The sequence below is a fragment of the Runella limosa DSM 17973 genome, from assembly GCF_000482465.1.
GTDB classification, from domain to species: Bacteria; Bacteroidota; Bacteroidia; order Cytophagales; family Spirosomataceae; genus Runella; species Runella limosa.
This window is the reverse complement of record NZ_AXVJ01000065.1, coordinates 14334-39929: the sequence shown is the minus strand read 5'-3', so window position 1 is coordinate 39929 and position 25596 is coordinate 14334. Positions and strand designations below refer to the sequence as shown.

19 protein-coding genes are annotated in these 25596 nt (G+C 44.5%); 15 read left to right on the top strand and 4 right to left on the bottom strand.

The window, feature by feature from the left end:
- The first annotated feature begins 14 nt into the window (after nucleotides 1-14).
- Nucleotides 15-431 carry a DUF1801 domain-containing protein gene (locus K339_RS0107915; RefSeq protein WP_028523130.1) on the top strand — a complete coding sequence of 139 codons (417 nt, stop codon included), beginning with the start codon at nucleotides 15-17 and terminating at the stop codon, nucleotides 429-431.
- A 56-nt stretch (nucleotides 432-487) separates the two neighbouring features.
- Here the strand turns inward: K339_RS0107915 and K339_RS0107910 are convergent, their stop codons facing one another.
- Nucleotides 488-3292, bottom strand: coding sequence for a M16 family metallopeptidase (locus K339_RS0107910; RefSeq protein WP_028523129.1), 2805 nt, complete (start codon nucleotides 3290-3292; stop codon nucleotides 488-490).
- A 211-nt stretch (nucleotides 3293-3503) separates the two neighbouring features.
- On the opposite strand from K339_RS0107910, the gene K339_RS0107905 reads away from it, so the two are divergent.
- The gene (locus K339_RS0107905) at nucleotides 3504-4118 is read left to right on the top strand and encodes an IMPACT family protein (RefSeq protein WP_028523128.1); all 615 of its coding nucleotides are present in this window, start codon (nucleotides 3504-3506) and stop codon (nucleotides 4116-4118) included.
- Here the strand turns inward: K339_RS0107905 and K339_RS37030 are convergent.
- Both K339_RS37030 and K339_RS0107895 read right to left on the bottom strand, forming a co-directional pair.
- Nucleotides 4111-4287: a hypothetical protein gene (locus K339_RS37030; RefSeq protein WP_157607514.1), complete on the bottom strand. Its 177-nt coding sequence runs from the start codon at nucleotides 4285-4287 to the stop codon at nucleotides 4111-4113. The genes K339_RS0107905 and K339_RS37030 overlap by 8 nt on opposite strands.
- Nucleotides 4288-4647: 360 nt before the next feature.
- A complete protein-coding gene (locus K339_RS0107895) occupies nucleotides 4648-6903 on the bottom strand; it encodes a S9 family peptidase (protein ID WP_037299631.1) in 2256 nt (751 codons plus the stop codon).
- A gap of 156 nt (nucleotides 6904-7059) precedes the next feature.
- Between K339_RS0107895 and nth the strand changes: the two genes are divergently transcribed.
- From nth to gldG, 3 genes are all read left to right on the top strand, one after another.
- Nucleotides 7060-7719, top strand: a complete 660-nt coding sequence (nth, locus tag K339_RS0107890; RefSeq protein WP_028523126.1) for an endonuclease III — start codon at nucleotides 7060-7062, stop codon at nucleotides 7717-7719.
- Nucleotides 7720-7774: 55 nt separating this feature from the next.
- The gene (locus tag K339_RS0107885; RefSeq protein ID WP_028523125.1) at nucleotides 7775-8860 is read left to right on the top strand and encodes an aminotransferase class V-fold PLP-dependent enzyme; all 1086 of its coding nucleotides are present in this window, start codon (nucleotides 7775-7777) and stop codon (nucleotides 8858-8860) included.
- A gap of 192 nt (nucleotides 8861-9052) precedes the next feature.
- Nucleotides 9053-10684: a gliding motility-associated ABC transporter substrate-binding protein GldG gene (gene gldG / locus K339_RS0107875; RefSeq protein WP_028523124.1), complete on the top strand. Its 1632-nt coding sequence runs from the start codon at nucleotides 9053-9055 to the stop codon at nucleotides 10682-10684.
- Between the two features lie 52 nt (nucleotides 10685-10736).
- On the opposite strand, the gene K339_RS0107870 is transcribed toward gldG, so the two are convergent.
- Nucleotides 10737-12623, bottom strand: coding sequence for a DNA topoisomerase IV subunit B (locus tag K339_RS0107870; protein WP_028523123.1), 1887 nt, complete (start codon nucleotides 12621-12623; stop codon nucleotides 10737-10739).
- Between the two features lie 406 nt (nucleotides 12624-13029).
- Between K339_RS0107870 and K339_RS32905 the strand changes: the two genes are divergently transcribed.
- The 10 genes from K339_RS32905 to K339_RS0107820 all read left to right on the top strand — a co-directional run bounded on the left by K339_RS32905 (nucleotide 13030) and on the right by K339_RS0107820 (nucleotide 25570).
- Nucleotides 13030-15516, top strand: coding sequence for an SLBB domain-containing protein (locus tag K339_RS32905; protein WP_037299618.1), 2487 nt, complete (start codon nucleotides 13030-13032; stop codon nucleotides 15514-15516).
- A 23-nt stretch (nucleotides 15517-15539) separates the two neighbouring features.
- Complete coding sequence (locus K339_RS0107860) at nucleotides 15540-16619, top strand: hypothetical protein (protein ID WP_028523122.1); 1080 nt, start codon at nucleotides 15540-15542, stop codon at nucleotides 16617-16619.
- Between the two features lie 82 nt (nucleotides 16620-16701).
- On the top strand, nucleotides 16702-17544 hold the full coding sequence (locus tag K339_RS0107855) for an ABC transporter permease (RefSeq protein ID WP_028523121.1): 843 nt from the start codon (nucleotides 16702-16704) through the stop codon (nucleotides 17542-17544).
- 35 nt (nucleotides 17545-17579) lie between these two features.
- Complete coding sequence (locus tag K339_RS0107850; RefSeq protein WP_028523120.1) at nucleotides 17580-18830, top strand: ABC transporter ATP-binding protein; 1251 nt, start codon at nucleotides 17580-17582, stop codon at nucleotides 18828-18830.
- A 21-nt stretch (nucleotides 18831-18851) separates the two neighbouring features.
- Nucleotides 18852-19925, top strand: coding sequence for a DegT/DnrJ/EryC1/StrS family aminotransferase (locus K339_RS0107845; protein ID WP_028523119.1), 1074 nt, complete (start codon nucleotides 18852-18854; stop codon nucleotides 19923-19925).
- A gap of 2 nt (nucleotides 19926-19927) precedes the next feature.
- Nucleotides 19928-21997: a glycosyltransferase family 39 protein gene (locus K339_RS0107840; RefSeq protein WP_028523118.1), complete on the top strand. Its 2070-nt coding sequence runs from the start codon at nucleotides 19928-19930 to the stop codon at nucleotides 21995-21997.
- A 90-nt stretch (nucleotides 21998-22087) separates the two neighbouring features.
- Entirely contained in the window at nucleotides 22088-22786 is a 699-nt protein-coding gene (locus K339_RS0107835; RefSeq protein WP_028523117.1) for a WbqC family protein, read from the top strand.
- Between the two features lie 4 nt (nucleotides 22787-22790).
- Complete coding sequence (locus tag K339_RS0107830; RefSeq protein ID WP_028523116.1) at nucleotides 22791-23444, top strand: acetyltransferase; 654 nt, start codon at nucleotides 22791-22793, stop codon at nucleotides 23442-23444.
- A 26-nt stretch (nucleotides 23445-23470) separates the two neighbouring features.
- Complete coding sequence (locus K339_RS0107825; RefSeq protein ID WP_028523115.1) at nucleotides 23471-24463, top strand: glycosyltransferase family 2 protein; 993 nt, start codon at nucleotides 23471-23473, stop codon at nucleotides 24461-24463.
- A gap of 3 nt (nucleotides 24464-24466) precedes the next feature.
- Nucleotides 24467-25570 (top strand): glycosyltransferase, encoded by a 1104-nt coding sequence (locus tag K339_RS0107820; RefSeq protein ID WP_028523114.1) that lies wholly within the window; start codon nucleotides 24467-24469, stop codon nucleotides 25568-25570.
- Nucleotides 25571-25596 lie beyond the last annotated feature (26 nt).

Below are 25596 nucleotides of genomic sequence, written 5' to 3'. Positions count from 1 at the left end.
TCGACACTTAACAAATGGTTCAATACGCCGACGCCGACGATTTTTTGGCCAGTCAAACCCCCGAAATTCGGCACTTGTTGTCGTACGTTCGGCAGTTAGTGATGGTGGCGCATCCCAAAATGAGGGAGCGGTTTATGTACAGCAGCACCCTCTTTTTTATGTGCCAAGATTATGTTTGTTATTTTGGTAAAATTTACAAAACCCAGGGCGTTGAGATATGCTTTGTAAAAGGGTTTTTGCTCAAAGACGAAGCGGGAATATTGGAATCGAAAGGCCGAAAAATCATTCGTGGTATGACATTTCAAAACCTAAAAGATTTTCAAGCGCGGGAGGACGCCTTTTTAGAAGTGTTGCAAGAGGCGATTTTATTGAACGAAACTCAGCCCGAAAAAACGTTTGCGAAGATTATGTTCGAGCGGCGTAAAAAATAAGGGCTGCCCAAAAGCTTTTGCTTTTAGACAGCCCCAAAAAGAGCAAGACTCCGTTGTTATTTTTTCTCAGGAAGTAACACTACTTTGATGAAGTTGGCGTCGTTGAGGTACTTGTTGGCTGTCGCCTTTGTACTCTCTACGGTTACTTTATTCAATTGTTTTTCCCAACCCAAAATATCTACTGGGTTTTCGCCAATGCTATACGCTCCAATCAATTGGTTTTGCCAGAATCCATTTTCTTTCATCTGAACTTCCATTGAGCGGCGGGTTTCGGCTTTGAATTTGTCAATATCGACTTGGGTTGCGCCGTTTTTCTTGATTTCGTCCAAAACAGCCAACGTCTTAGTCGCCAATTCTTCTACGCGCTCAGGGCCTGTGCCGTATCCGATACGAAGCGTGTAGCGAGGAGCAGGAGTTTTGCTGTAAGAAGCGCGCGCGCCGATACCATATACACCGCTTTCTTTCTCACGAATAACCTCGATGAGCTTGATGTTCAAGATTTCTTCGAGGGCGTCGAGCTGCCAGTTGTTGTCTTCGTTATAGACGTAATCTCCACTGAAAATCAACGAAGCTTGGCTTTTTTGCTCAATTCCTTTATAGACTTTCTTGTCAAGACGTCCCGACGGAGTGCGGATACCTAAGTCGCGGAAGTTTTCTTTTTTGTTTTGCGACGGAAGCGCGCCCAAGTATTTTTCCAACAAAGGCTTCACTTCATCCACCTTGAAACTTCCCGTGAAGAAGAACGTAAAGTCAGAAGCATCGGCAAAGCGCTCTTTGTAGATTTGGTAAGCGCGGTCGGGATTAATCATGTCCCAACGCTCTACCGAAATAGGCTGACGGCGGAAGTTGTTATTTCCCAAAATACGGCTCAACGAATCCTGGAACACCACTTCAGGCGAAGGCGAAGCGTTGCGGTTTTTGATGGCCGAGCGCTGCGACGTTAAGAAACCTTTGATGATGTCGTCGTCTTTGCGAGGTTTGGTAAAGTATCCATACACCAATTGCAAAGCCGTTTCGAGGTCTTTAGGACTACAGTTTCCGCTGAATCCTTCTTCGTTTTCCCCTACAAATGGGCTCACGTTAGCTACTTTACCCGTAAGGTATTTTTTCAAAGCAGGCGTGTTGAACTCGCCAATGCCACTTTCTTCTACCACGGCATCAGCCATGCCTGCGCTCATATAGTCTTTTTCATCGTAGAGCGATGTTCCGCCTTGGCTACGAGCGCCAATCAAGATTTCGTCGTTTTTGAAGTCAGTTGGCTTCAATACCACTTTTACGCCGTTGCTCAAGGTCAACTCAGTAACCCCAATTTCTGGAATTTGCTTCGTAGAAACCGTACGACCCGCAGCTGGAAGGTTTTCGATAAGCGGTTTGTTGACTACCTTGTCTTCGTAAGCGGTAACGTCTTTGCCCGCAGTATTGATCCACTCCAAAATCGTCGCTTCGGTAGGCAATTTTGCTTTGTCTTTTTCAGAAGCAAGTACCAAAACCGTACGGTTATCAGCAATCAAGTACTTGTTGGCAAGGGCATTGATTTCTGCAATGGTGATGCCATCTAACTGTCCTTGCACAAACTCAAATTGAAACTCGATACCTGGAATAGGTGATTCTTCAAGAAAATTTCCCATGTATTCGTTGACGTACGAAGCTGACTTGGTTTTGTCTCTTTCTTTGAAACGTTTTTCGGTAGCAGTGAGCAATTGTTTTTTGGTACGGTCTAGTTCCGTAGCCGTAAAACCAAATTTCTTCACGCGGGCACCTTCGTCCAACACCGCCTTAACGGCGCGTTCTAGGTTGCCATCTTTGGCTACGGCGATGTTGATAAACGAATCATAATCACCAATAAAACCACCGTAACCTGCGCCCCCGTACAAGAAAGGAGGGTTGGCTTGCTGCGTTTGTTCTTGTAAGCGTGCCTGAAGCATCTGGTTAAACAAGTTACGCTTGATGCTTTCGCGGGAGTCGCCCAGGGTTTTTTCTTCTGCTTTTGGCAACTTCGTAATTATCTGTGCCACCATGTAAGGTTGCTCAGGGTCAGTTACGATGGCAACGCGTGTTCCTTTAAAATCGGCTACGGGAAACTTGCCCAATGGGCGAGGTTTAGCCGCTTTAGGAATCGCTCCGAAGCGCTGTTTGATCATTTTTTCTACTTGGTCGATGTCAAAATCTCCCACGGCTGCAATCGCTTGCAAATCGGGACGATACCATGTTTTGTAGAAATTACGGATGGTCTCATGGCTGAAATTTTTCAAAATATCTTCCGTACCAATGATGTTTCGCTTACCATATTTTGAGTCTCCTACCAAAATAGGAAGCCACTTATCGCGCATCCGTTGTGGTGCGCCTTTTCCACCACGGAGTTCTTCCAAAATAACGCCGCGTTCTTTGTCGATTTCAGCACCTTCAAACGTGATGTTGTGTGCCCAGTCTTCCAAAACCACAAACGCTTTGTTGAAAATATCGGCTGAGTCGGTCGGTACAGGTAATTGATACACCGTTTGGTCTTGTCCCGTGAAGGCGTTGAGGTCATCCCCAAACTTCACCCCTGCGCGTTGGAGGTAGCTCACCAACTCGTTTTTGGGGAAGTTTTTGGTACCGTTAAACGCCATGTGCTCAGTAAAGTGGGCGAGTCCGTTTTCTTTGTCTTCTTCCTGAATCGCCCCTACTTTGTTGATGAGGTACAATTCAGCGCGTTTTTTGGGTTCTTCGTTTTTACGAATGTAGTAGGTCATACCGTTGGGAAGTTTGCCGTAGCGAACTTTGGGGTCCATCGGAATGGGTTTCTTGAGATCGGTTTGGGCACTGGCTGTGGCTGCCCAGCCGAAAGCTACAGTAAGAAAGAGTAGTCTGGCTTGTTTCATAGATGTTTGAAGTCTATTTAGAGGATTGATTTGGAGGTAAAACAACTTATTTACGGAAGTGTTCATAAATTATTGTGATAAACGGTCTGAAACGAGGTTTAGCTCATTAAAACCTGATAGGTTTCTAAAAACCTATCAGGTTTGTACTACTTTTGAATATTTTCACAAAAATGAATGTATTAGTTTTTTTTCTAAAAAGAAATAATTTTCCATGTTATTTGACGATAGCTATAAAACCATAGACGCTCCTACTGAAGGTTTTTTTCGCGACCGAGGTAGCAAATTTTTAGCCTACGCATACCCCATCAAGACCGAAGATGACGCCAAAGGTCACCTAAACGAGTTGTACGAACTCCACCCCAAAGCCGTGCATCATTGTTACGCCTACCGATTGGGGTTAGACCGTACTCAATTTCGCGCCAACGACGACGGCGAGCCTTCGGGGTCGGCGGGAAAACCAATTTTGAATACCATTTATGCCCACGATCTCACCAATGTATTGGTCGTAGTGGTGCGGTATTTTGGGGGAACCCTGCTAGGCGTCCCTGGCCTTATCAATGCTTACAAAGTAGCCACCGACGAAGCCCTCAAGGTAGCAAAGGTAGTGACATTGCATGTGCGCGATGTTTATACCTTGGTCTATCCTTATGAGCAAATGAACGACGTAATGAAGGTCATCAAGGCGTTTGACTTAGTACCCCAACAGCAACATTTTGACAACGAATGTAGTCTTCAACTCGAAATCCGAAAAACGATGCTGAATCAAGTGCTTGGCAAACTAGAAAAAATCGACTCATTACGCTTGGAGTTTGAAGGGACTATTTAGAAAGCCATTTTTGGGGAATTACAGCGTACAAAATGGCCGCCATTTCAACGAGTATGCCAAGCCCTAGTAGAGTGTACCCAAAGGCAGCGGCAGTCGAGGAAACAAACAAGTAGCATCCTGCTAAAACAAGCATGATACCGATTAGAAGAAATTTAAAGTTAGCGGGCATTTTTTTATTGGTTTAAAAAAAATACAATTAATGGTTAGAGACAATCAAGCACATTGCTATGATGAATTTCAATAGAAAATCACGTAAAAACCAAATCGTAACATTAGTTTTTTGGCAAAAAACCGTGAAACCTACTTTTTAGCCCGTGAAATCTACACAGAATTGCATTTTTTCAAATGTTTCACGGAGGGCAATAAATGAAGGAATAAACTACTTATATACTATTGGTATAGTGTATAAGTATATTTAATAAAATGGTGAAAAGAGAGGGTTGTTAGAAAAGTACAAATAGAAGAAATAAATACTTTAGCGGATAGTCCGATAACACGCTTTTTGAGCGCACTATCGGACTATGCTTTTTTACAAATTCTTCAATACCCAATCTGTCATCATTTGGTAGCGGTGAATGAGGGTATTTCCGCCGCCAATGCCATGGTTGCGGTTGGGATAATAAAACGAATCAAACTGCTTTCCTGCTTTGATGAGGGCGTTGACAAAATCAACGGAGTTTTGAAAATGCACGTTGTCGTCGCCTGTGCCGTGGATTAGTAAAAACTTCCCTTTGAGTTTTCCAACGTGCTGAATTGGCGAGTTGTCGTCGTAGCCTGCGGCGTTGTCTTGAGGGCGTTTGAGGTAGCGCTCGGTATAAATCGTATCGTAATAACGCCAAGTGGTAACGGGCGCTCCCGCAATTCCTGCTTTGAAATAGTCGGCGCCAATGGTCATACAAAGCGAGGTCATGTAGCCACCGTAGCTGTGGCCGTGAATCCCAATACGACTCGCGTCCACGTACGGGAGGGTTGCCAAGTACTTCGCTCCTTCGATTTGGTCTTCGGTTTCTAGCTTTCCCAGCTGCGCATACGTACAGGTACGAAACGCGTTTCCGCGCGCTCCCGTCCCGCGTCCGTCCACCGATACAATCAAGTAGCCTTTGGATGCCAATACTTTAAACCAGCCAATGAGGGCATTGGTCCATGTATCGGTGACGGTCTGCGAGCCTGGGCCGCCATAGACGTACATCAACACGGGGTATTTTTTAGCCGCATCGAAGTTGAGCGGCTTAATCATCCAACCGTTTAGCTCGGAACCTTGAGTGGTGGTAAACTTGAAAAAGTTTTGGGTGGGAAGGTCGTACTCGGCCAAACGTTCGCGGAGCTTTTGGTTGTTTTCGAGTACCCGCACGGCTTGGGTGGCGGTGCTTTGATGTAAACTCACCGTCAGAGGCTCTTGCGCCGACTGATTATACACCAAGTAGTAGCTGCAATCGGGGCTCATATTGATGGCGTTATTGCCTGCTTTTTCGGTGAGTTTGACGGGCTGTGGTGCAACTACTGGCGCGGCTTTCTTGGATTTTTTGGCTACTGGCGTTGCAAAACTCAAACTGTATAAGTGGCGCTCCATGGGCGACACCATCGACGAAGTAAAATAAATCACTTGTTTTTTCTCGTCAATCCCCAAAATATCAGTCACTTCCCAGTTGCCCGAAGTCAGTTGTTTGACCAGCGTGCCATTGATGTCGTACAAATACAGGTGCTTGTACCCGCTGCGTTCAGAGGTTTGAATAAACGATTTGCCGTCGGCCAAGTAGGTGAGGTCGTCGGTAAATTCCAAGTCCACGTAGGTTTTACTTTCTTCGCTCCACACGGTTTGCGACTGCCCCGTGGTAGCATCGGCGTGTAAAATATCCAAGCGATTTTGAAGGCGGTTCATACGCTTGATTGACAACACATTGGCGTTTTGGGTCCATTTGATGCGAGCGATGTACTGGTCGGTTTCGGGGCCAACGTCGATTTTGGTTTTTTGGTTATTGGCCAAATGATGTATCCAAATCTGCACAACAGAATTTGCCTCACCCGCTTTGGGGTATTTATAGCGGTAATCTTTGGGGTACAAATCGCCCCATATCTGCATGTTGTATTCAGGAACGCGGCTTTCGTCGAAACGATAATAGGCAAGTTTGGTACCGTCGGGCGACCACTCGAAGGCTTTGGCAAAGCTAAATTCTTCTTCATATACCCAATCGCATGCTCCGTTGATGATTTCGTTGCGGCGGCCATCGGTCGTAATGGCGCGTTCGGTCATGGTGGCTAGGTCGGTGATGAAAAGATTATTATCGCGTACAAATGCTACTTTCGAGCCATCGGGCGAAAGAGTTGCGAGCATTTGTTTGCCATTTTTAGAAAGCTGAACCAGCTTTTTGGTTTGCAGGTCATACACGTAAAAATCGGCTTTAAACGAACGGCGATAGATACGCTCAATGCCCGTAGTAAGCACCAGCTTTTGCTCGTTTGCGCTCAACTCGTAGCTATCAAACTGAATGCTTTGGTTGCTACCTTCAACTTTTACGGTCGTTTGGTCAAACAACGTTTCGACGGCTTCGCCCGTGGCAATGCTGTATTTGACCACTTTACCTGCTTGTTGGGCGGTGTAAAAACCTCCCGCTTGCATCCAATTGACACCCGTCACCGTGCGAGGAGTGAAAACGGAGCCTTGTGGGCCGTAAATGTCGTTGAGGGCGAGGGTTTTCTTTTGTGCCTGCGAGGGACTAGCTAGGGTGGCGATTAAAAAAGCCAATGAAACACCCCAGTTTTTAAGGGAAATAGTGGTTTTTCTCATGTACGATTGATGAATAGGTGAACTGATAAAACTCGACAAAGATAGCCAAATCTTATCCATGAATGACATCACCCATATTGAGGGAAAAAAGTATCTTTGGGGGCTGTTTTGAAAGCAAGAATCTACCAATGAATAAACGTGCGTAAGCACTTGTATATGTTAAAAAAAGAACGTTATCGCCAATTAATTGACCATTTCTCTCAAAAATTCCCGCAAGCTGAAACCGAATTACACTATACCAATCCGTACGAATTGTTGGTGGCGGTTATTATGTCGGCACAGTGTACCGACAAGCGGGTGAACATGGTGACGCCAGCGTTGTTTGAGCGTTATCCCGACCCGCAAGCATTGGCCGACAGCACTTCTGATGAGGTGTTTCAGTACATTCGGAGTATTTCGTATCCCAACAATAAAGCCAAACATTTGGTAGGAATGGCGCGAATGCTCTTGGATAAGTTCGGCGGGGAAGTGCCAAGTTCCATCGAAGAACTTCAGCAAATGCCAGGGGTGGGGCGAAAAACTGCTAATGTGATTGCCTCCGTTATTTATAATCAACCCGCCATGGCCGTTGATACGCACGTTTTTCGGGTATCGCACCGACTGGGCTTGGTTCCTAAAACAGCGACAACTCCGCTTGCTGTTGAGAAAGAACTCATCAAATACATTCCCGATTCGGTGATTCCTGTGGCGCACCATTGGCTTATTTTGCACGGACGCTACGTGTGCCTTGCCCGCAGTCCGCAATGCGGCAAATGCGATTTGACGCATTTGTGCAAGTATTTTGAAAGCCAACAGAAGAAAAATAGTCCGAAGTAGTCAGCAATTTAGCGTATTTTTGTGGCCTACTTTCATTTTGACCACCTACTTACCGATGAAACAAGTGTATTTTACGGCAGGACCTGCAGAGATGTATCCTACCTTCGAGCAACATTTACGTACGGCTGTCGAAAACCAACTTGGCTCCATTTCGCACCGAAGCCAGAAATTCAGAGACATTTACAAGTTCACGGTCGAGCAACTCCGTACATTGATGAACATTCCCGAATCGCACGCGATTTTCTTTACGGGTTCGGCGTCGGAAGTATGGGAGCGGATATTACTTAATTGCGTAGAGCACGAAAGTTTTCACTTGGTCAATGGCTCGTTTTCCAAGAAATTCTACGAGTACGGAGTTTCCTTGCGCAAATTTGCCCACAAACAAGAGAAGCCGTTTGGTGAGGGGTTTGATTACGGCGAAGTAGAAGTGCCTGAGTATGCCGAAGTTATTTGTGTGACTCAAAACGAAACGAGTTCGGGCGTTCAGATGCGCGAACCTGATATTCATAAGCTAAAGCGGAGCAATTCTAAGAAATTGATTGCGGTTGACATGGTTTCGTCGGCTCCTTACCCTGAATTAGACTTTGGCGTGATTGATACGGCTTTCTTCTCGGTACAAAAAGCGTTTGGATTGCCTGCGGGACTAGGGGTGTGGATTGCCAACGACAAATGTCTTACCAAGTCGGAGCGGTTGAATAAGTACGATGACATCACGATTGGGGCACACCATAACCTGCCTGCGCTTTGGAAAAATTTTAAAACCTACGAAACCCCTGCTACTCCCAACGTGCTGGGAATCTATTTGCTAGGGAAAATCGCCGAAGACCTCAATGCCATCGGAGCGGATGTGGTTCGTAAGCAGACTGAAGAAAAATACAAGGTTCTTAATAAATACGTAGAAACGAGCAATGTGTTTAGTCCAGCGGTAGCCGAAGAAAGACACCGTTCGCGGACGGTTGTGGTGGCCAACACCAGCAAGTCATCGGCGGCGGTCATTGCGGAAGTGAAAAAGTCTAATATGGTGGTTGGAAGCGGTTATGGGCCTTTCAAAGATAGTCAAATTCGCATTGCCAATTTCCCAGCGGTGTCGCTTGAGCAGGTGGAATTGCTGATTGAAGAATTGAAAAAACTAGAAAACTAACCCGCCGTCAGACGATAGTCAGACGGCAGAAATGGTCGATAGTCAGACGATTCAAGAATGGTCTGACTATCGTCGAAGCATTAGTCTGACTATCGTCTGACTAATGTTGAATAACAACAAAAAAACGCCCTGCAAATGCGATAAAGCTTCGTTGTTCGTTTTTGGTGTATCTTTGGCCGAAAATTGGGACGTATGAAGTCGAACCTTGCACGCATTGCACTTTTTATTGGGATTTTAGTCGGAATAAATGTCATCGCAGCATTTGTTTTTTTTCGTTGGGATTTGACCCAAGAAAAACGCTACACTATCTCGGACGCTACTAAAAAACTTCTCCAAAACTTGGAGCACCAAGTAGTGATTAAGGTCTATCTGACGGGCGACTTTCCCGCTGGTTTTGAACGTTTGGAACGCGCCATTCAAGAAACCCTGGAATCATTTGCTGATTATGGCGGAGGCAATGTGGCTTATCGCTTTATTGAACCTACTGACCCCAAACTTCAGGAAGAACTCATTGGTAAAGGATTGATTCCGACCAATCTGTTTGCCAACGAAGAAGGAAAACGTACCGAACGCTTGGTGTTTCCAGGCGCTGTTTTGGTATATGAAGGCAAAGAATATCCAGTACAACTGCTCAAAGGGAATAAGTCGGCTACATCAGAAGAACAACTCAATCAATCGTACGAAGGGGTAGAGTTTGAGTTGGCGTCGGCGATACGCCGATTGGCGCAAAAAGACCGGAAGCGAATCGGGGTTTTGGTGGGTCATACCAAAGTTCCCCCGCCACGTTTTTCGGATTTTTTGGCCAACCTCCAGCAGAATTATGACCTTTACTTTGACATTCAAAACCCCGACAATTGGGATAAAGGCGATTTGTTGGTGATTCCCAAACCTGATAGCCCCTTTAGCGAAGACGAAAAATACCGCCTAGATCAGTTTGTCATGCGCGGAGGAAAACTGTTGATGTTTGCCGACGGTGCGCGCGTTGACAGTGTAAGTTTGGAGGGAACGTTTGCGCAACCCTTGGATGTCAATCTCGATGATTTGTTGTTCAAATACGGCTGCCGAATCAACCAGAACTTAATCAAAGATTTGAGTTGTGCCATGATTCCCCTCAACGTGGGTAACATGGGCGACAAACCGCAGATTCAGTCCATGCCTTGGCGCTTTTTTCCATTGATTAACAATTTTGGAAAACACCCCATTGTCCGCAATCTGGATGCCCTTTATACCCGTTTTCCCAGCAGTATTGACACCATTCAGGTGGATGGCATCAAGAAAACACCATTGCTTCTGACCTCGCGTTATACACAGCTACGCAAAGCGCCCGTTTTGGTAGGTTATAACGAAGCACGTCAGCAACCCGACCCGCGTGAGTACAACGCAGGTGAAAAGCCCATTGCGGTACTCTTGGAAGGGTCGTTTTCTTCTCTTTATAATAATCGTTTGTTGCCCAATGACCCACGTACAAAATCGTTTGTGGGGAAAAGCAAACCTACCCAAATGATTGTGGTATCCGACGGCGATTTGATTGTGAATGACATTGATTACAAGCGCAATGCTCCTTTGCCGTTGGGCTACGACCGACTTTCAGGCAATACCTTTGCTAACCGAGACTTTGCGCTTTACGCCGTAGATTACTTGGCAGATTCGGAAGGGTTAATTACGGCACGAAATAAACAAGTGACGCTGCGGCCATTGGATAAACTGCGACTTAAAGAAGAGCGTACGCAGTGGCAACTATTGAACTTGATAGGCCCTTTGTTATTGATTGGTGTGGTGGGCTTGGTGTGGCAATGGAATCGTAAACGCCAATACGGCAGTTAAAAGCAAAGCTCCCTGCGTACCGTGTTTGCAACGGCGCGCAGGGAACAACAAGCTAGGCCGCGAGGTTGGGGTCTTCAACCACGTCTTTCTCGACCCGTAAATTATCAATGATAAACCGCTGACGTTCGGGGGTGTTTTTGCCCATGTAGTATGTCAACAATTTGGGAATAGTCGTTTCTTTTTCCAAAATCACGGGTTCGAGGCGAATGTTTTCCCCAATAAACTTTCCAAACTCTTCGGGGGAGATTTCCCCAAGTCCTTTGAAACGCGTAATTTCTACCTTTTTGTTACCTCCCAGTTTTTTGAGCGCCTTTTGGCGTTCTTCGTCGCTGTAACAATAAATCGTCTCTTTGTGATTTCGGGGATTGCGGACGCGGAAAAGCGGTGTTTGTAGAATATACAAATGCCCGTTTCGGACCAAATCAGGGAAAAATTGCAAGAAAAATGTCAACATCAACAAACGAATGTGCATCCCGTCCACGTCGGCATCGGTAGCAATCACGATGCGATTGAAACGTAAATTTTCCAAACCTTCTTCAATATCTAAGGCGTGTTGAAGTAAGTTAAACTCTTCGTTTTCATATACTACTTTTTTGGTTAAACCAAAGCAATTCAGTGGTTTACCTCGTAAGCTAAACACCCCTTGGGTTTGTACATTGCGGGATTTGGTAATCGAACCACTTGCCGAGTCACCTTCGGTGATAAATAACGTCGTTTCGTAACGGTCGTCCGATTTTACGTCTGGAAGGTGAATGCGGCAATCACGCAGTTTTTTGTTGTGCAAACTTGCTTTTTTTGCCCGTTCGTTCGCCAATTTTTTGATACCAGCCAACTCCTTGCGCTCGCGTTCTGATTGCTCAATCCGTTTTTTCAACGCTTCCTTAACCGCTGGATTCATGTGAAGGAAATTGTCAAGTTTTGCTTTGAGAAAGTCGTTGACAAATGTCCGTACGGTGGGGCTATTGGGGTCGGGAGAGATATTGCTTGAGCCTAGTTTGGTTTTGGTTTGTGACTCGAAAACAGGTTCCTGTACCCGAACGCTAACGGCGGCTATGATAGAAGCTCGAATATCTTCTACGGCATAGTCTTTGCCGAAGTGATCACGTACGGTATCAACCAGCGACTGCCGAAATGCCATCAAGTGCGTTCCTCCTTGGGTGGTATATTGACCGTTTACGAACGAGTAATATTCTTCACCGTATTGGTTGCCGTGCGTCATCGCAATCTCAATATCCGAACCTTTGAGGTGAATAATAGGATAGCGAATCGAATCTTCGTCGGTTTTATTCCGTAGTAAGTCGAGCAAACCGTTTTGAGAAACGAATTTTTGCCCGTTATAATTGATGGTAAGGCCAGCGTTGAGATAACAATAATTCCAAATCATGTTATCCAAAAACTGCGGGATGTAGTGGTAATTTTTGAAGATGGTATTGTCAGGCTCAAAAATCATCAAGGTACCATTGCGTTGATTGGTATCTTCTTCGCTCGATTCTGTCACGATTTCACCTTTGCGAAATTCGACCCATTTGGTTTTTCCTTCGCGGAACGACTGCACTTTAAAGTAAGAAGAAAGGGCATTGACAGCCTTTGTCCCGACGCCGTTGAGCCCTACCGATTTTTGAAAAGCGCCCGAATCATATTTTCCCCCCGTATTGATTTTAGAAACGCAATCTACCACTTTCCCAAGCGGAATCCCCCGTCCGTAGTCACGAACTTCGACGCGGTGTTCTGAAATTTTTATATCAATCGTCTTTCCGAAACCCATGGTATGTTCGTCAATGGAGTTATCCGCAATCTCCTTGACCAATACATAGATACCATCATCGGCAGCCGAGCCATCGCCGAGCTTGCCAATGTACATTCCAGGACGTAATCGAATGTGTTCTTTCCAATCGAGTGACCGAATACTGCTTTCGTCGTACTTTACTTGTTCTGCCATTAATAGTTCAAAGATTATTTGTAGCAGGCTTGTAGATAGCCTTTGGTATGATTTTACAAACTTACAATTTTAAGTCTTGAAGCACAAGTGCAGCCTTATCTCAAAATATTTCTGACCAAATACTTGTCACATTAGAGGTTAAAGTACTTACTTTGTAAAACAAAGTTCTTTTTATTGATTTTGTTTAAAAACTCTGAGCGGAAAACAAAGTAGTAACAAAACCATGAAAATATCGGAAAAATCATACAATAAGCCCAGAAAATGGCCGTAAAAAAGAAAAAAGTTTAAAAAACTAAAAAAGTTACGTTACTTTGTCGGCCAATTTGATTCTGTATAAATATTGGCTTGTCTATCGTGTTAATTTATTGTTAATCAGAATCTACCTTTTTTCTCTGAAACACATTTCATGAAGAAGTTCTTTAAAGATTTTAGCGCAGGACGCGCAGTCTTACACCTATTTTCGATTAGTTTATTAACAGCCACTTTAGTAAACGCCCAAACTCCTGCTGGTCCAGGAAGTAGTAGCTCAAGTTCAAGTTCGGCGCCTGCGCAGGGTCAAGCCCCTGCTTCTACAACGCCAGGCTCAACGGCTCCTACCACGACAACGTCGCCTACTACTACCACGGCCGACAAAGGAACAGATGCTAAGAAAAGCGCTGACCCTAAAGCCCTTATCAATCAGGTAGAAAAAGCAAATGACAAAGAAACAACAGCTGCTGACGCCGAAAAAAACGAAGATACAGAAGAAGCGTATCGTCAGGCAGAGTTGAATAAGATGCGCCGCAAGATTTTTGGATACCAGCTTTTTAATAATCCAAATGTCTCATTTGCACCTTCTGATAACATCGCTACCCCCCGTGACTATACCATTGGGCCAGGGGATGAGTTGATGGCGTACATTTACGGTTACTCACAGTCGATGTTAGAACTGCCCGTCAACTCAGATGGATTTGCATTTGTGAAGGCGGTTGGCCCAGTTCAGTTGAGCGGCCGCTCGATTGAGCAGGCACAAAAAGAATTAATCACTCGCCTTTCGCCTTATTACAATAATCTTGGGGCGCCAGGAAGTAGTGCAAGTACTTATCTTCAATTGCGTTTGGGACGGATTCGTACCATTCGGGTGACGGTATTGGGTGAAGTTACTACGCCAGGTACTTACAATGTTTCGTCGCTTTCGACGGCGTTGAACGCTCTTTATCTTACAGGTGGCCCCAATGAATTAGGGTCATTCCGTCAGATTCAGGTGGTGCGTAAGAACAAAACCGTAGCAACCCTCGATTTGTACGAACTGTTGATGAACGGAACATTGAACTCGGACATTCGTTTGCAAGATAATGACATCATTCAAGTGGGTGTTTACAAAAAACGGGTAGAGATAAAAGGCAATGTAAAACGCCCAGGCTTGTATGAGTTACTTGACAATGAAACAATGAGTAATGTCCTAAACTACGCAGGCGGTTTTACGGACAATGCTTATACGGATCGTTTGAAGCTACTAGGACTTACGGCCAAAGAACGTCGTATTGTGGATGTACGTTCAACAGACTATGGTACATATATCCCCAAAAACGGAGACGAGATTACGGCTGATATGTTGCTGGCGCGTTTTGAAAACATGGTCGTTATCTCAGGGCCTGTGTTTCGTCCAGGACAATATTCGTTGGACCAAAATAAAACCTTGCTTCAGCTAATTAAAAGTGCCGAAGGTCTGACAGGAGAGGCTTTTACGGGGCGTGTGAATGTGATTCGTACGCGGGAAGACTTGTCGGTAGAAAATATTTCATTGAATTTAGCGGATATGCTAAACGGAAAAACCCAAGATCTAATCCTTCAGCGTGAAGATCAAGTGATTATCCCTTCTAAATTTGAGCTTCGTGAAGGGACTTTCATTAAAGTGATTGGAGAAGTAAACCAAGGCCCAGAAGTTAATTTGCCATACAGTGCTAACTTTACCCTTGAAGATGCGATTATTCGTTCGGGTGGTTTTAAAGAATCCGCATCTACTGCTCAAATCGAAGTGGTGCGTCGCAAGCGTGATGTGAACGTACAGTCTGCCACTGCGCAAGTAGCCGATATATTCTTGTTTGACGTTAATCGTGATCTTACACTCGATGGTAATGACAGTCGTTTTATATTGGAGCCGTACGATGAAGTATTAGTGCGTCCATCGTCAAACTACCAGCCACAAACATTCGTGACTTTCAAAGGAGAAATCGTAAGTCCAGGGATATATGGTATCAAGACCAAGGATGAGAAATTGTCGGACTTACTCAAGCGTGCAGGAGGATTGACAGCACAAGCGTATGTAAATGGAGCGACTTTGTTGCGTAAGATTACACTCTCGGACGAAGAAATCGCACAACGTAACCGGGCAGTATCTGAAATTTCGGACGATGCTAAAAAAGGCCGTTTTGACGACGAGGGAGTTGTAAAAGATAAGCAAGAAGCCATCGGCATTGATTTGGGACGTATTCTTCGTAACCCAGGTGGACGTGAAGATATTATTCTTCAAGATGGCGATGTGATTGACATTCCGAAGCGCCTTGAAACCGTTCGCTTGCAAGGAGAGCTTCTTTTCCCAACCACCGTAAAATACCGCAATGGTAATTCGTTTATGGATTATATTTCGCAAGGAGGAGGCTTTACGCGGATGTCACTCAAACGTAAATCGTACGTGATTTATCCCAATGGTTCGATTGACCGTACGCGCAAGTTCTTGTTCTTCAATGTGTATCCAAAAGTAGAACCAGGTTCTGAAATCCACGTTCCACAACGTACCCAATCAGACCTTGCAGAGGCACAAAGAGCGATGCAGTCAGTGATTGGTATATCATCAACCTTGATGACATTGATTACTACAGTGTTGGCTTTCAGAGTATTAGGTGCAAAATAAAAAGAATTAACTAAGAAGCTTTTATGGAACAACAAGAGCAAGTAACCCTCACGCCCAAGCTGATTTTTCAAAAAATAATAGCTACCAAAAACCTAGTTCTTAAAAATTGGTGGATTATTATATTAATTACAGCAATTGGTACGGGAATAGGATACTACATAGATGCGGAAAAAAATAAACGTCTTCAATACTTAGCTAAAATTGTTTTTAGCATCAGTGGCGCGTCTGGCGGACAAGACATGGGAGGTTTTGGAAGCCTTCTGGGGATGTCAGGTGGTGGACAAGGCGGTGATGCAGGATTGTTTAGAGGAGAAAACCTGTTTTATGTCATCAAAACGCGCCCCGTGTTGGAAAGAGCGTTGCTATCAACGGTGACTTTGAGTAATGGGAAAAAAGAGAAGTTTGTCAACTATTACCTCGATTCGACCTACTTGCGTCAAGACGAATGGGCGGGCTTTTTGCCCGAATGGATGAATGTACGTATTACGCATAATCGTCGCGACTCCATGACTAAAGTAGAGCGCCAGGTGTTTGATGGGGTACTTTATCGGGTAAAAGACCGAGAAATCAAAATTTTGCAACCTGACATCAAGACGGCTTTTTATGACCTGACGGTGTCGATGGAAAATGAGCAGGTATCAAAAACATTTGCGGAGTTGTTGTTGACGACTATCGAAAGAGTTTACCAAGAAACCCAAACCCGTAAGTCGCGCGAGATGATGGGTATCATGCAGCGTCGGGTGGATTCATTAGGACGTGTGTTGAACCGTACTGAGAGCAGTTTAGCACGGACTGTGGTCATCAATACCGATGCGGTTGCTCCCACGGCCAAAGTGGAAGAAGGACGCTTAACTCGAAGTAATACTTTTGTTTCTTCGCTCTATTTGGAGGCTTCGCGGAGTTTGGAAAACTTACGGATGTCGATTGTCAAAGAGGCTCCGTTATTTACCATCATCGAACCCGCAGTTTTACCACTTGAAACGCGACTATTCACCCGTGAGAATACCAAGTTTGGGGCGATGTTAGGACTCATTGTGGCTATTATCTTTGTGCTCGCCAAACAAACGTACGGCGAAGCATTGAGAGACATGAAAAATAAATAATTAAAAACAGAAAAGAAGCTTTGGGTGGGAGAAATCCTGCTCAAAGCTTTATTTTTGGCGTAAAATCTGAACGTAAAAAACAATGGCGCATTCGGAAGAAGTAATCATTGAAGCTGGCCACGGAGCAAAAAACTACTGGCGTGACTTGTGGAAAAATCGTGAATTGTTGTTGATTCTGTCTCGTCGCGATTTATCAGTTCGCTACAAACAAACGGTAGTTGGGGCTGGCTGGGCTGTCATTCGGCCTTTTGCAACCATGCTCGTCATGGTTTTTGTGTTTGATAAAGTAGCCAAATTCAAAGGAGATGAAGGAATCCCTTATCCGTTGATGGTCTTGGCGGGAATCACCATTTGGAACTTCTTCTCGACAACCTTTACCCAAATTAGCCACAGTATTTTGTTGAATTCTAACTTGGTCACCAAAACCTATTTCCCGCGTTTAATCATGCCATTAAGTTCGGTGGTTGTGGGGTTTGTCGATTTTATTATTTCGATTGTTCTTTATGTACTCATTGCCATCTGGTACAAACATTTTCCGAGTTGGCAACTTTTGCTTTTTCCCGCTTTTGTGCTTTTGACATTGGCGGCTTCGCTGGCTTTTGGATTATTTTTTGCCGTGATGAATGTGCGCTTCAGGGACATTGCCCAGTTGATTCCTTTTATTGTTCAAATCGGGTTTTATGCCTGCCCTATCGCTTATAGTAGTAGTATGGTAGAGTCTAACCAAGGAGCTTGGTGGTATGACTTGTATTATCTCAACCCGATGGTAAGTATTATTGATGGGTTTAAGTGGTGTCTTTTGGGCGACGGCGCCTTCTTTAAAGTAAGTAGTTTGTACAGTACAATAGGTTTCACAGTAGCTGTATTGGGTATTTCGATTTACTATTTTCGTAAAGAAGAAAATTCGTTTGTTGACTACATTTGATTACTTTTGAAACTAGAACAATACCTATACGACCAATGGAGGTTATCGTTGCGGAAGATATTAGCAAAAAATATATCATAGATCACCAAAAAAAGGCTCGTAAGAATTTTACACTACGAGATACTTTTTCGGAGAAGTTTAAGCATTTTTTTGGCAAGGGAGAGGAAGACGAAGTTGAGCACGAGGAGTTTTGGGCCTTGCGTGATGTGAATTTTAGCGTGAACCAAGGCGACCGCGTTGGTATCATTGGTCACAACGGTGCAGGCAAATCGACTTTGCTGAAAATTTTGAGTAAAATCACGGAGCCTACTAACGGTCGAGTGACCATCAAAGGACGAGTCGCTAGTTTGCTTGAAGTAGGAACTGGGTTCCACCCCGAACTTACTGGGCGCGAGAATATCTTCTTAAACGGGGCTATTTTAGGCATGAAACGCCACGAAATCAAGGCTGCGTTTGATAGCATTGTTGATTTTGCGGGAGTCGATAAGTTTTTGGATACGCCCGTAAAACGTTATTCTTCGGGAATGTACGTTCGTTTGGGCTTTGCCATTTCGGCGCATTTGAGTCCTGAGATTCTTATTATCGACGAAGTATTGGCCGTAGGAGACGCTGATTTTCAGAAAAAATGCCTCGGTAAAATGCGCGATGTGTCAGAAAGTGGGCGCACGATTTTGTTTGTGAGCCACAACCTAGCCGCAGTGCAGTCGTTGTGTAATCGTGCTTTCTATTTCGAACACGGCCGTCTCAAATTACAAGGAGATACGACACACGTAGTTAACAACTACTTGAGCCACGTTGCAAAAACTACCCTTGAGCACACTTGGGAAACGCCCGAAGAAGGCCCAGGAACGGATGAAGTTCGCTTCCGTAGCATTCGGGTGAAGCCTGCGTACGCCAGTGGAAAATTGTACATCGACGTAACGACCCCCATAAAAGTACACATTGAGTTTTGGAACATGGCCGAGCGCGCCGACCTTAACTTGAGCTTGCACCTTTATGCCTTTACGGGCGAGTGTATTTTTAACGTTGGGACGACCTCTCAGTCTTTTGACAAAGGTTTAGTATCGGCAACGCTTGATATTCCTGGAAACTTCCTTAATGATGGTTCGTACGTAATATCGGTGATGGTTGTCAAAGATACCTCTACCGTTTTATACCAATTGGCCGAAGCGGTTTCGTTTGAAGTCGAAGATCACCGTGAAGGTGTGACGTGGTATGGCAAATGGCCTGGTTATGTACGCCCTCAGTTTAACTTTCAAATCAGCCAATCAGAAGTATTGGTTTAAACGGCTGGATTGTCCAAGCGAATGATTAACGTTACCAAAACATACCTTCCCGATTTTGATGAATATGTTTCTTATTTAAAACAAATCTGGGACAATTCACAGCTGACCAACAATGGCCCCTTGGCCCAGCAGTTGGAAAAAGGACTTAAAGAATACCTTGGAGTCGAGTATTTGTCTTTTTGCGGAAACGGCACCATCGTGCTTCAAATGGCATTAAAGCTACTTGAACCCGCTGGGGAGATTATCACTACGCCTTTTTCGTACGTAGCGACTACCAACGTTATTTTGTGGGAAAACCTCAAACCCGTTTTTGTCGATATTGACCCCGCTACCTATTGCATCAATCCCAGTTTGATTGAAGCGGCTATCACCGAAAATACACGGGCGATTTTGGCCACCCACGTCTATGGCAATGCCTGCGACGTGGAAGCCATCGAGAAAATAGCCCGAAAATATAAACTCGTTGTCATTTACGACGGAGCTCATGCCTTTGGAGCTAATTATTTGGGGAAATCACTGCTATCCTACGGCGATTTTGCAACGTGTAGTTTCCACGCCACCAAATTGTTCCATACCGTAGAAGGAGGGGCAATTGTGACCAATACCTCCGAACGGCACGAAAAAATGCACTTGATGCGCGCTTTTGGACACCGAGGAGATGACTATTTCTTTATGGGTGTAAATGGCAAAAATTCGGAACTACACGCCGCAATGGGGCTCTGCAATTTGCCAATGGTTCCCCAATTGATTCAGGCACGGAAGGCTGTTTGTGATGTATATACGGAGCTTCTCGACTGGAGCCGTTTGTCAGCACCTCAGTGGGCTGATGGACTAGAGCGTAACTACTCATACTATCCAGTAGTATTTGAGTCAGAAGAAAAACTACTTCAGGTGAGAGACGTTTTGGCACAACACGAGATTGTACCACGTCGTTATTTTTATCCTTCGCTCAATCAGCTTCCGTTTTTAAAGGAAGCCGAAGCTTGTCCCGTGTCAGAAGATATTTCGTTGCGGGTGGTGTGTTTGCCGCTTCATGCCGAGCTACCTCACGAAGATGCCAGACGAATAGCTACGTTGATAAACCAACATCTATAACTATGGCATTGCTTAGTTTAGTATGTTTCGGGGTATTCGTTGGATACATCGGACGGACAGCCGCTCAAATTTGTCGCCCGTCGCTTATCGACTGGCTACTAACTTCGTTTCTCCTTTTTGCGAGTAGTATTATTCTCACGGGTTTTTGTTTATCCCCTTTACACCTCACCAGTGCTACATGGGCTTGGGCGCTGGGCGTATTTGTACCTCCTACGTTGATTTGGGGTGTTTTTTCAAAAATAGCCCCCCAAAAAACGCCCTTTGCACCGCTGACAATGCTAGTGCAGCGGTGGCACGCAGCACAACGCTGGTACGTGAGCGGTGGTGCTTACCTTCGTTTTTTATTCGGGGTCATGATTGTAACCCTAGCAGTAATTGGTATCACCAACTTAATCCTTGTCTTGTTTACTGTACCCAACGAATGGGATAGCATGACAGGCCACCTCAATCGGGCTGTGCAATACATCCAACGGGGTACGATGGCGCATTTTGGTGGAACCAACTGGAACATGGATACCTACCCTAAAAGTGTGACCACCATTCAAATTTATTCCTATTTGATGACGGGGGGCTTTGAAAACGCTTTTAAACTTATCCATCATTTATCGTACTGGATGACGGTAGTGGCCGTGTTTGGCATTGCGCAACGCGTTGGAAAAAATCGCTTGAATGCGAGTTTCTTTGCCGCTTTTGCTTTTGCCATGTTTTTGGATTTTTTAATGCAAGCCATCACCACCGAAACCGACATTGTTTTGACGGCTTACTTTAGTACGCTTTTGTATTTTTTGTTCACCTACCGCATCACGCGCGAAGACCGTTATTTATACTTGGCAGCATTGGCGTTTGGGGTAGTTTATGGTCATAAAGTAACATTTACGCTGTTGCTACCTTCGGTATTTGTGGTGATGATTTATACCGTATTTTTACAAAATGCTTGGGGAGAAAAAAAGGGGCTAAAAAAAGGCTTTTTTAACTGGCCAGCCATCGGAAAGTTGGCGATTGCGATTCCACTCTGTTTTTGTATTTGGACATTGCCAACGGGCTATTTAAAAAACATTGAAGTATTTGGCCACCCCATTGGTCCACCTACTTCCCTCAAACACCAATCTATCGAACGAGCTACTTCCAACGGAGGCCTTCGGAATTTATTTGAACAAGGTTCACGCAATGCGGTGCGCTATGCCTATGATTTTGTCAATTTAGATGGTATTCGCAATGTGGAAATAGGCCAAAAAGCCAACCGAGTTATGCGTAAGCCACTCGTTTATTTGGAAGACAAACTGAAGATGCGCTTGGACGAAACGACGGAGTTTTCGATTGTTCCTTTTACGTTTGAACGCCGTTTTGAGTTTATTAACGGAAATCCTTATTGGGGCATCTTCGGTTTCGCGTTGGTATTTCCTTTGCTATTTTTGGTACTGATTGGCCTAGTGCGTTCACCTGCGCATTGGTTTTTGGCGATTGCGTTGCTGTTGCACTTTGCCGCTTTATCCTATTCGGCACCTTACGACCCTTGGAAAGGACGTTATTTTCAGGAAACAGGAGTACTGGGCGTGCTATTTTTGACGCTGTTGTTTAGCCACAAATATAGCCTCGAAAAATCGGGCTACTCGTGGGCGCTTAAAACGTACGTAGGCATCGTGACGGTATTGGGCTGTATTTCGGCCTTGTTAGCGGTATTTTTGAACGTGCGCTGTTTGCCCTTTGATGCACTTGGGCATAAGTCGGCATTTAAGACCGAACGGATTGAATTGATGACCTTTGCTCGTCCTGATATTACCAAAGCCTACCAAAAGTTTGACCAAATAGTACCCGACTCTGCCACGGTGGCCTTGGGTACTATCAACGATGATTTTGAATATCCGCTATACGGAAAACACCTCACTCGTCGCTTGATTACCATCAATCCTTTTGAAAAAGGCGTTCAGCCCATTCCTAAGGAAGCCGATTACCTGTTTTTCTCAAAAAATGTCATTCCTCCTCTTCCGACTGATATTCGTTTGGGGACAGACACAACCATGAAAGACCTGATTGTGCCAGGAGAAGATTACTACCTAAGAAAATTGAAATAGCCCAACTTCTCGAAAGTTCAAAACTTTCGAGAAGTTCTCTTTCTACCCCTGTGTACCTCTTTTATTTATCATTCTAAAAACGATTAATCTATGCGTCTTGCCATTATGCAACCTTATTTTATGCCGTACATCGGGTACTTACAACTGATGAATGCCGTAGATAAGTTTGTGCTGTACGATGACGTCAACTACATTAATAAAGGCTGGATAAATCGGAATCGTATCTTGGTCAACGGGCAAGAGTATTTGTTTACGATTCCGCTTAAAGAGGCCAGCCAAAATAAGCTTATCAACGAGATTTACCTTTCAAATGACCCAAAATGGAAAGGTAAATTGTTGAAAACTGTCGAACAAGGGTATAAAAAAGCGCCATTTTATTTAACGGCCTTTGAGGTAACGGAAAAAATTATCAATTTCGATGCTGAGAAATTGAGCGACTGGATTGCGGCGGGTTTTGGGTTTTTGGCAGACCATTTGTCGATTAAAACGGAAATTGTCCCTAGTTCGGCGATTTACCAAAATACACACCTGAAAGCGCAAGAACGAATCTTGGATATTTGTTTGCAGGAAAAAGCGCAGCATTACATCAATCCGATTGGTGGCATGGAGCTTTACGACAAAACAGTGTTTGAAGAAAAAGGAATTCGGCTCAATTTTATAAAATCAAAACCCGTGGGGTATGCTCAATTTAAAAATGAGTTTGTACCTTGGTTATCAATCATTGATATTCTAATGTTCAATGAAGTAGTTGACATTCAGCAGTTTTTAAACGAATACGAACTGGTATAATCTTATGGCAAAAGTGGTCATCTTTGGTGTTCTTGACACCGCAGAACTAGCTCATTTTTATTTAACGCACGATTCCGACCACGAAGTGGTGGCATTTACGGTCAATCAAGAATACCTAAAAGAAACCGAATTTAAGGGGTTGCCTATTGTGCCATTTGAGGAGGTAGAAACGTTTTACTCGCCGTCGGAATTTAAGTTTTTTGCGCCTATGACGGGCCGAAAAATGAACAAAAACCGAGAAAAAGTCTATCTCGAAGCCAAAGCCAAAGGATATGAGTTTATTACCTACATCAGCTCAAAAGCGACGTGGTTTGGCAACGAAATCGGCGAAAATTGCTTTATCCTCGAAGATAATACCATTCAGCCTTTTACAAAAATAGGGAACAACTGCGTGCTTTGGAGTGGCAACCACATTGGGCACCACGGAATTATCAAAGACCACGTATTTTTTACTTCGCACGTCGTGCTTTCGGGGCACTGTGTGGTAGAATCGTACTCGTTTTTTGGAGTAAACGCGACCATTCGTGATTATACGACCATTGCCGAAGGCACCCTAGTCGCTATGTCGGCTTCTATCACCAAAAATACCGAGGCTTGGGGCGTTTATATGGGCAGTCCCGCCGAAAAAAGACCTATTCCAAGCTTTAAAGTATATTAAAAAAAGCGGACTACTGCCTGCTGAATATGGACGTTTCGATAATCATTATTCATTATAAAACGCTCAAACTAACCATCGACTGCATTCGGTCGATTTATACGCATACAAAAGGGGTTAGTTTTGAAGTGATTGTGGTTGATAACGACTCCCAAGACGGAGCAGATGCCATCATTACCAAAGAATTTCCTGATGTTCAGTGGCTGCAAATGGGCTACAACGCAGGTTTTTCAAGGGCTAATAACAAAGGCATAAGAGCTTCTAAAGGTCGTTATTATTTACTTCTGAACTCCGATACTGAGTTTTTGGATGATATTCTGACCAAGTGTGTCACGCGCCTCGATAGCCAGCCCGAAACGGCCGCTTGCGGGGGGGTACAAATGTTTTCAGATGGTACGCCACGCCCTTTTTACCGCAGTCTAGCTATATTCAAGCGGACTTTATACGTGATGCCTCCTGGGCGTATTTTTCAACGTATTCTCGAAAAACTCATTCCAGAAACGCATTACGACGACCCCGACCAAGTGGACTGGGTACCTGCAGCTTTTCTGTTGGTCAAGCGGGAGGTAGTAGCCAAGGCGGGTTTGTTGGATGAAGACTTTTTTTTGTACGGCGAAGACGTGGAGTGGAACTGCCGACTTGGGCGCGTAGGCAAGCTCAAAGTCTTTGAAGACTGCGGTTACATTCACCACGAATGGGGGAGCAACCCCAAACGGAAAGAGGTCTTGATTACGATTATCAATCGTTTTTATCCCCAAATCCAGCTTTCCAACTTGGTGTGGATACGTAAAGAGTTTGGGATTGGCCGTTTTTTGGGGCTAATGCTCAATTATTATTTGATGATTCCCATTTATTTTGGTTGGAAAATAGCCCTCAACGTCTCTAAGTTTCGCAATCCGTTTGGAGAATTGGAGCAACAAAAAGACTTTACCCGTAAAGTGTGGTTGTTTTCTACCTATTTTTGGAAAATCATTCGTAACAAACCCTATTTCTACAAGCTCGACCCAAAGAGCCACGTCTAAGGCATGAAGATTTTATTTTTTACACCGACAGGAGCGCGGACGGGTTCAGAGATGGTTCTTTGGTACATGATTAAACACCTTTCGGGGAGTGACATCAAAACCGCTGTTTACTCGCGCCAAGCGGGGGAATTGTTTGCCAAATCCTCACCTGCCGATGCTACCTATCTCCATAAATTTCACCGTGGACTGCCGTACTATTCTGTAGAGGCGGTATATCACAAAATCGTCGGACTGACCCCCGAGGAGAGTTATATCAAACGGATTCATAATGAGTTTAAGCCTGATTTGTGGTATTTTAACACCATGACCATGCCGCAGTTTGCCAAACTTGCGCGCAAGCTTAACGTGCCTTACGTAGTACACGTACACGAGTTGTGGGAGACGTACGACATGGTGCGCGCTGATTCGTTTTCGGAGATGCTTACCTATGCCAAAGCGTCGATTGGGTGCTCTAGCGTAGTGGCAGAGCAATTGGAACGAATGGGTACGCCCAACGTAAAATTGTTACACTCATTTATTGATACCGAAAAAATCACCCTCAAAAAAGACCCTGCTGTACTGAGAAAAGAACTTGGACTCCCAAGCGATGCCTTTGTGTGGTTGATGTCAGGGACGATGTGTATGCGTAAGGGCTACGACATGATTCCTGATATTTTGGCGCAATTGCCCAAAAATGCGTACATCGTGTGGTTAGGAAGCAAGAGCGACTACGGCATTTCGTACTACCTCGAACAGCGCGTGAAGCGTGAAGGCTTAAATTTTCTGGCCTTAGGCTCAAAAGGAGGACAAGATTATTACGACTACCTCAATATCTGCGATGGTTTTGTGCTTACTTCCCGCGAAGACCCTTTTCCGTTGGTGATGATAGAGTCAGCATACCTGCAAAAACCCGTCGTTGGGTTTAACTCAGGAGGAATTAGCGAGTTTGTGCAAAAAGGAATGGGCGAAGTGGCTCCCGCTTTTGACATCCAGAAGTTAGCACAAATTATGAAAGATGTAATGAGTGGTAAACTTTCGATTGACAAAGAAGCGCTGCGTAATCGAGCCATGGAGTTCGATATTCATAACCAGCTCGAGCATTGGAAACAGTTTTTTGCGACACTTTAAAACCTTCCCGAAAGTTTTAAACTTTC

Bases quoted from the DNA above. Each gene is read 5' to 3' on its own strand.
- K339_RS0107915 (WP_028523130.1), top strand. From the start codon at position 15: ATGGTTCAATACGCCGACGCCGACGATTTTTTGGCCAGTCAAACCCCC.
- K339_RS0107910 (WP_028523129.1), bottom strand. From the start codon at position 3,292: ATGAAACAAGCCAGACTACTCTTTCTTACTGTAGCTTTCGGCTGGGCA.
- K339_RS0107905 (WP_028523128.1), top strand. From the start codon at position 3,504: ATGTTATTTGACGATAGCTATAAAACCATAGACGCTCCTACTGAAGGT.
- K339_RS37030 (WP_157607514.1), bottom strand. From the start codon at position 4,287: ATGCCCGCTAACTTTAAATTTCTTCTAATCGGTATCATGCTTGTTTTA.
- K339_RS0107895 (WP_037299631.1), bottom strand. From the start codon at position 6,903: ATGAGAAAAACCACTATTTCCCTTAAAAACTGGGGTGTTTCATTGGCT.
- nth (WP_028523126.1), top strand. From the start codon at position 7,060: ATGTTAAAAAAAGAACGTTATCGCCAATTAATTGACCATTTCTCTCAA.
- K339_RS0107885 (WP_028523125.1), top strand. From the start codon at position 7,775: ATGAAACAAGTGTATTTTACGGCAGGACCTGCAGAGATGTATCCTACC.
- gldG (WP_028523124.1), top strand. From the start codon at position 9,053: ATGAAGTCGAACCTTGCACGCATTGCACTTTTTATTGGGATTTTAGTC.
- K339_RS0107870 (WP_028523123.1), bottom strand. From the start codon at position 12,623: ATGGCAGAACAAGTAAAGTACGACGAAAGCAGTATTCGGTCACTCGAT.
- K339_RS32905 (WP_037299618.1), top strand. From the start codon at position 13,030: ATGAAGAAGTTCTTTAAAGATTTTAGCGCAGGACGCGCAGTCTTACAC.
- K339_RS0107860 (WP_028523122.1), top strand. From the start codon at position 15,540: ATGGAACAACAAGAGCAAGTAACCCTCACGCCCAAGCTGATTTTTCAA.
- K339_RS0107855 (WP_028523121.1), top strand. From the start codon at position 16,702: ATGGCGCATTCGGAAGAAGTAATCATTGAAGCTGGCCACGGAGCAAAA.
- K339_RS0107850 (WP_028523120.1), top strand. From the start codon at position 17,580: ATGGAGGTTATCGTTGCGGAAGATATTAGCAAAAAATATATCATAGAT.
- K339_RS0107845 (WP_028523119.1), top strand. From the start codon at position 18,852: ATGATTAACGTTACCAAAACATACCTTCCCGATTTTGATGAATATGTT.
- K339_RS0107840 (WP_028523118.1), top strand. From the start codon at position 19,928: ATGGCATTGCTTAGTTTAGTATGTTTCGGGGTATTCGTTGGATACATC.
- K339_RS0107835 (WP_028523117.1), top strand. From the start codon at position 22,088: ATGCGTCTTGCCATTATGCAACCTTATTTTATGCCGTACATCGGGTAC.
- K339_RS0107830 (WP_028523116.1), top strand. From the start codon at position 22,791: ATGGCAAAAGTGGTCATCTTTGGTGTTCTTGACACCGCAGAACTAGCT.
- K339_RS0107825 (WP_028523115.1), top strand. From the start codon at position 23,471: ATGGACGTTTCGATAATCATTATTCATTATAAAACGCTCAAACTAACC.
- K339_RS0107820 (WP_028523114.1), top strand. From the start codon at position 24,467: ATGAAGATTTTATTTTTTACACCGACAGGAGCGCGGACGGGTTCAGAG.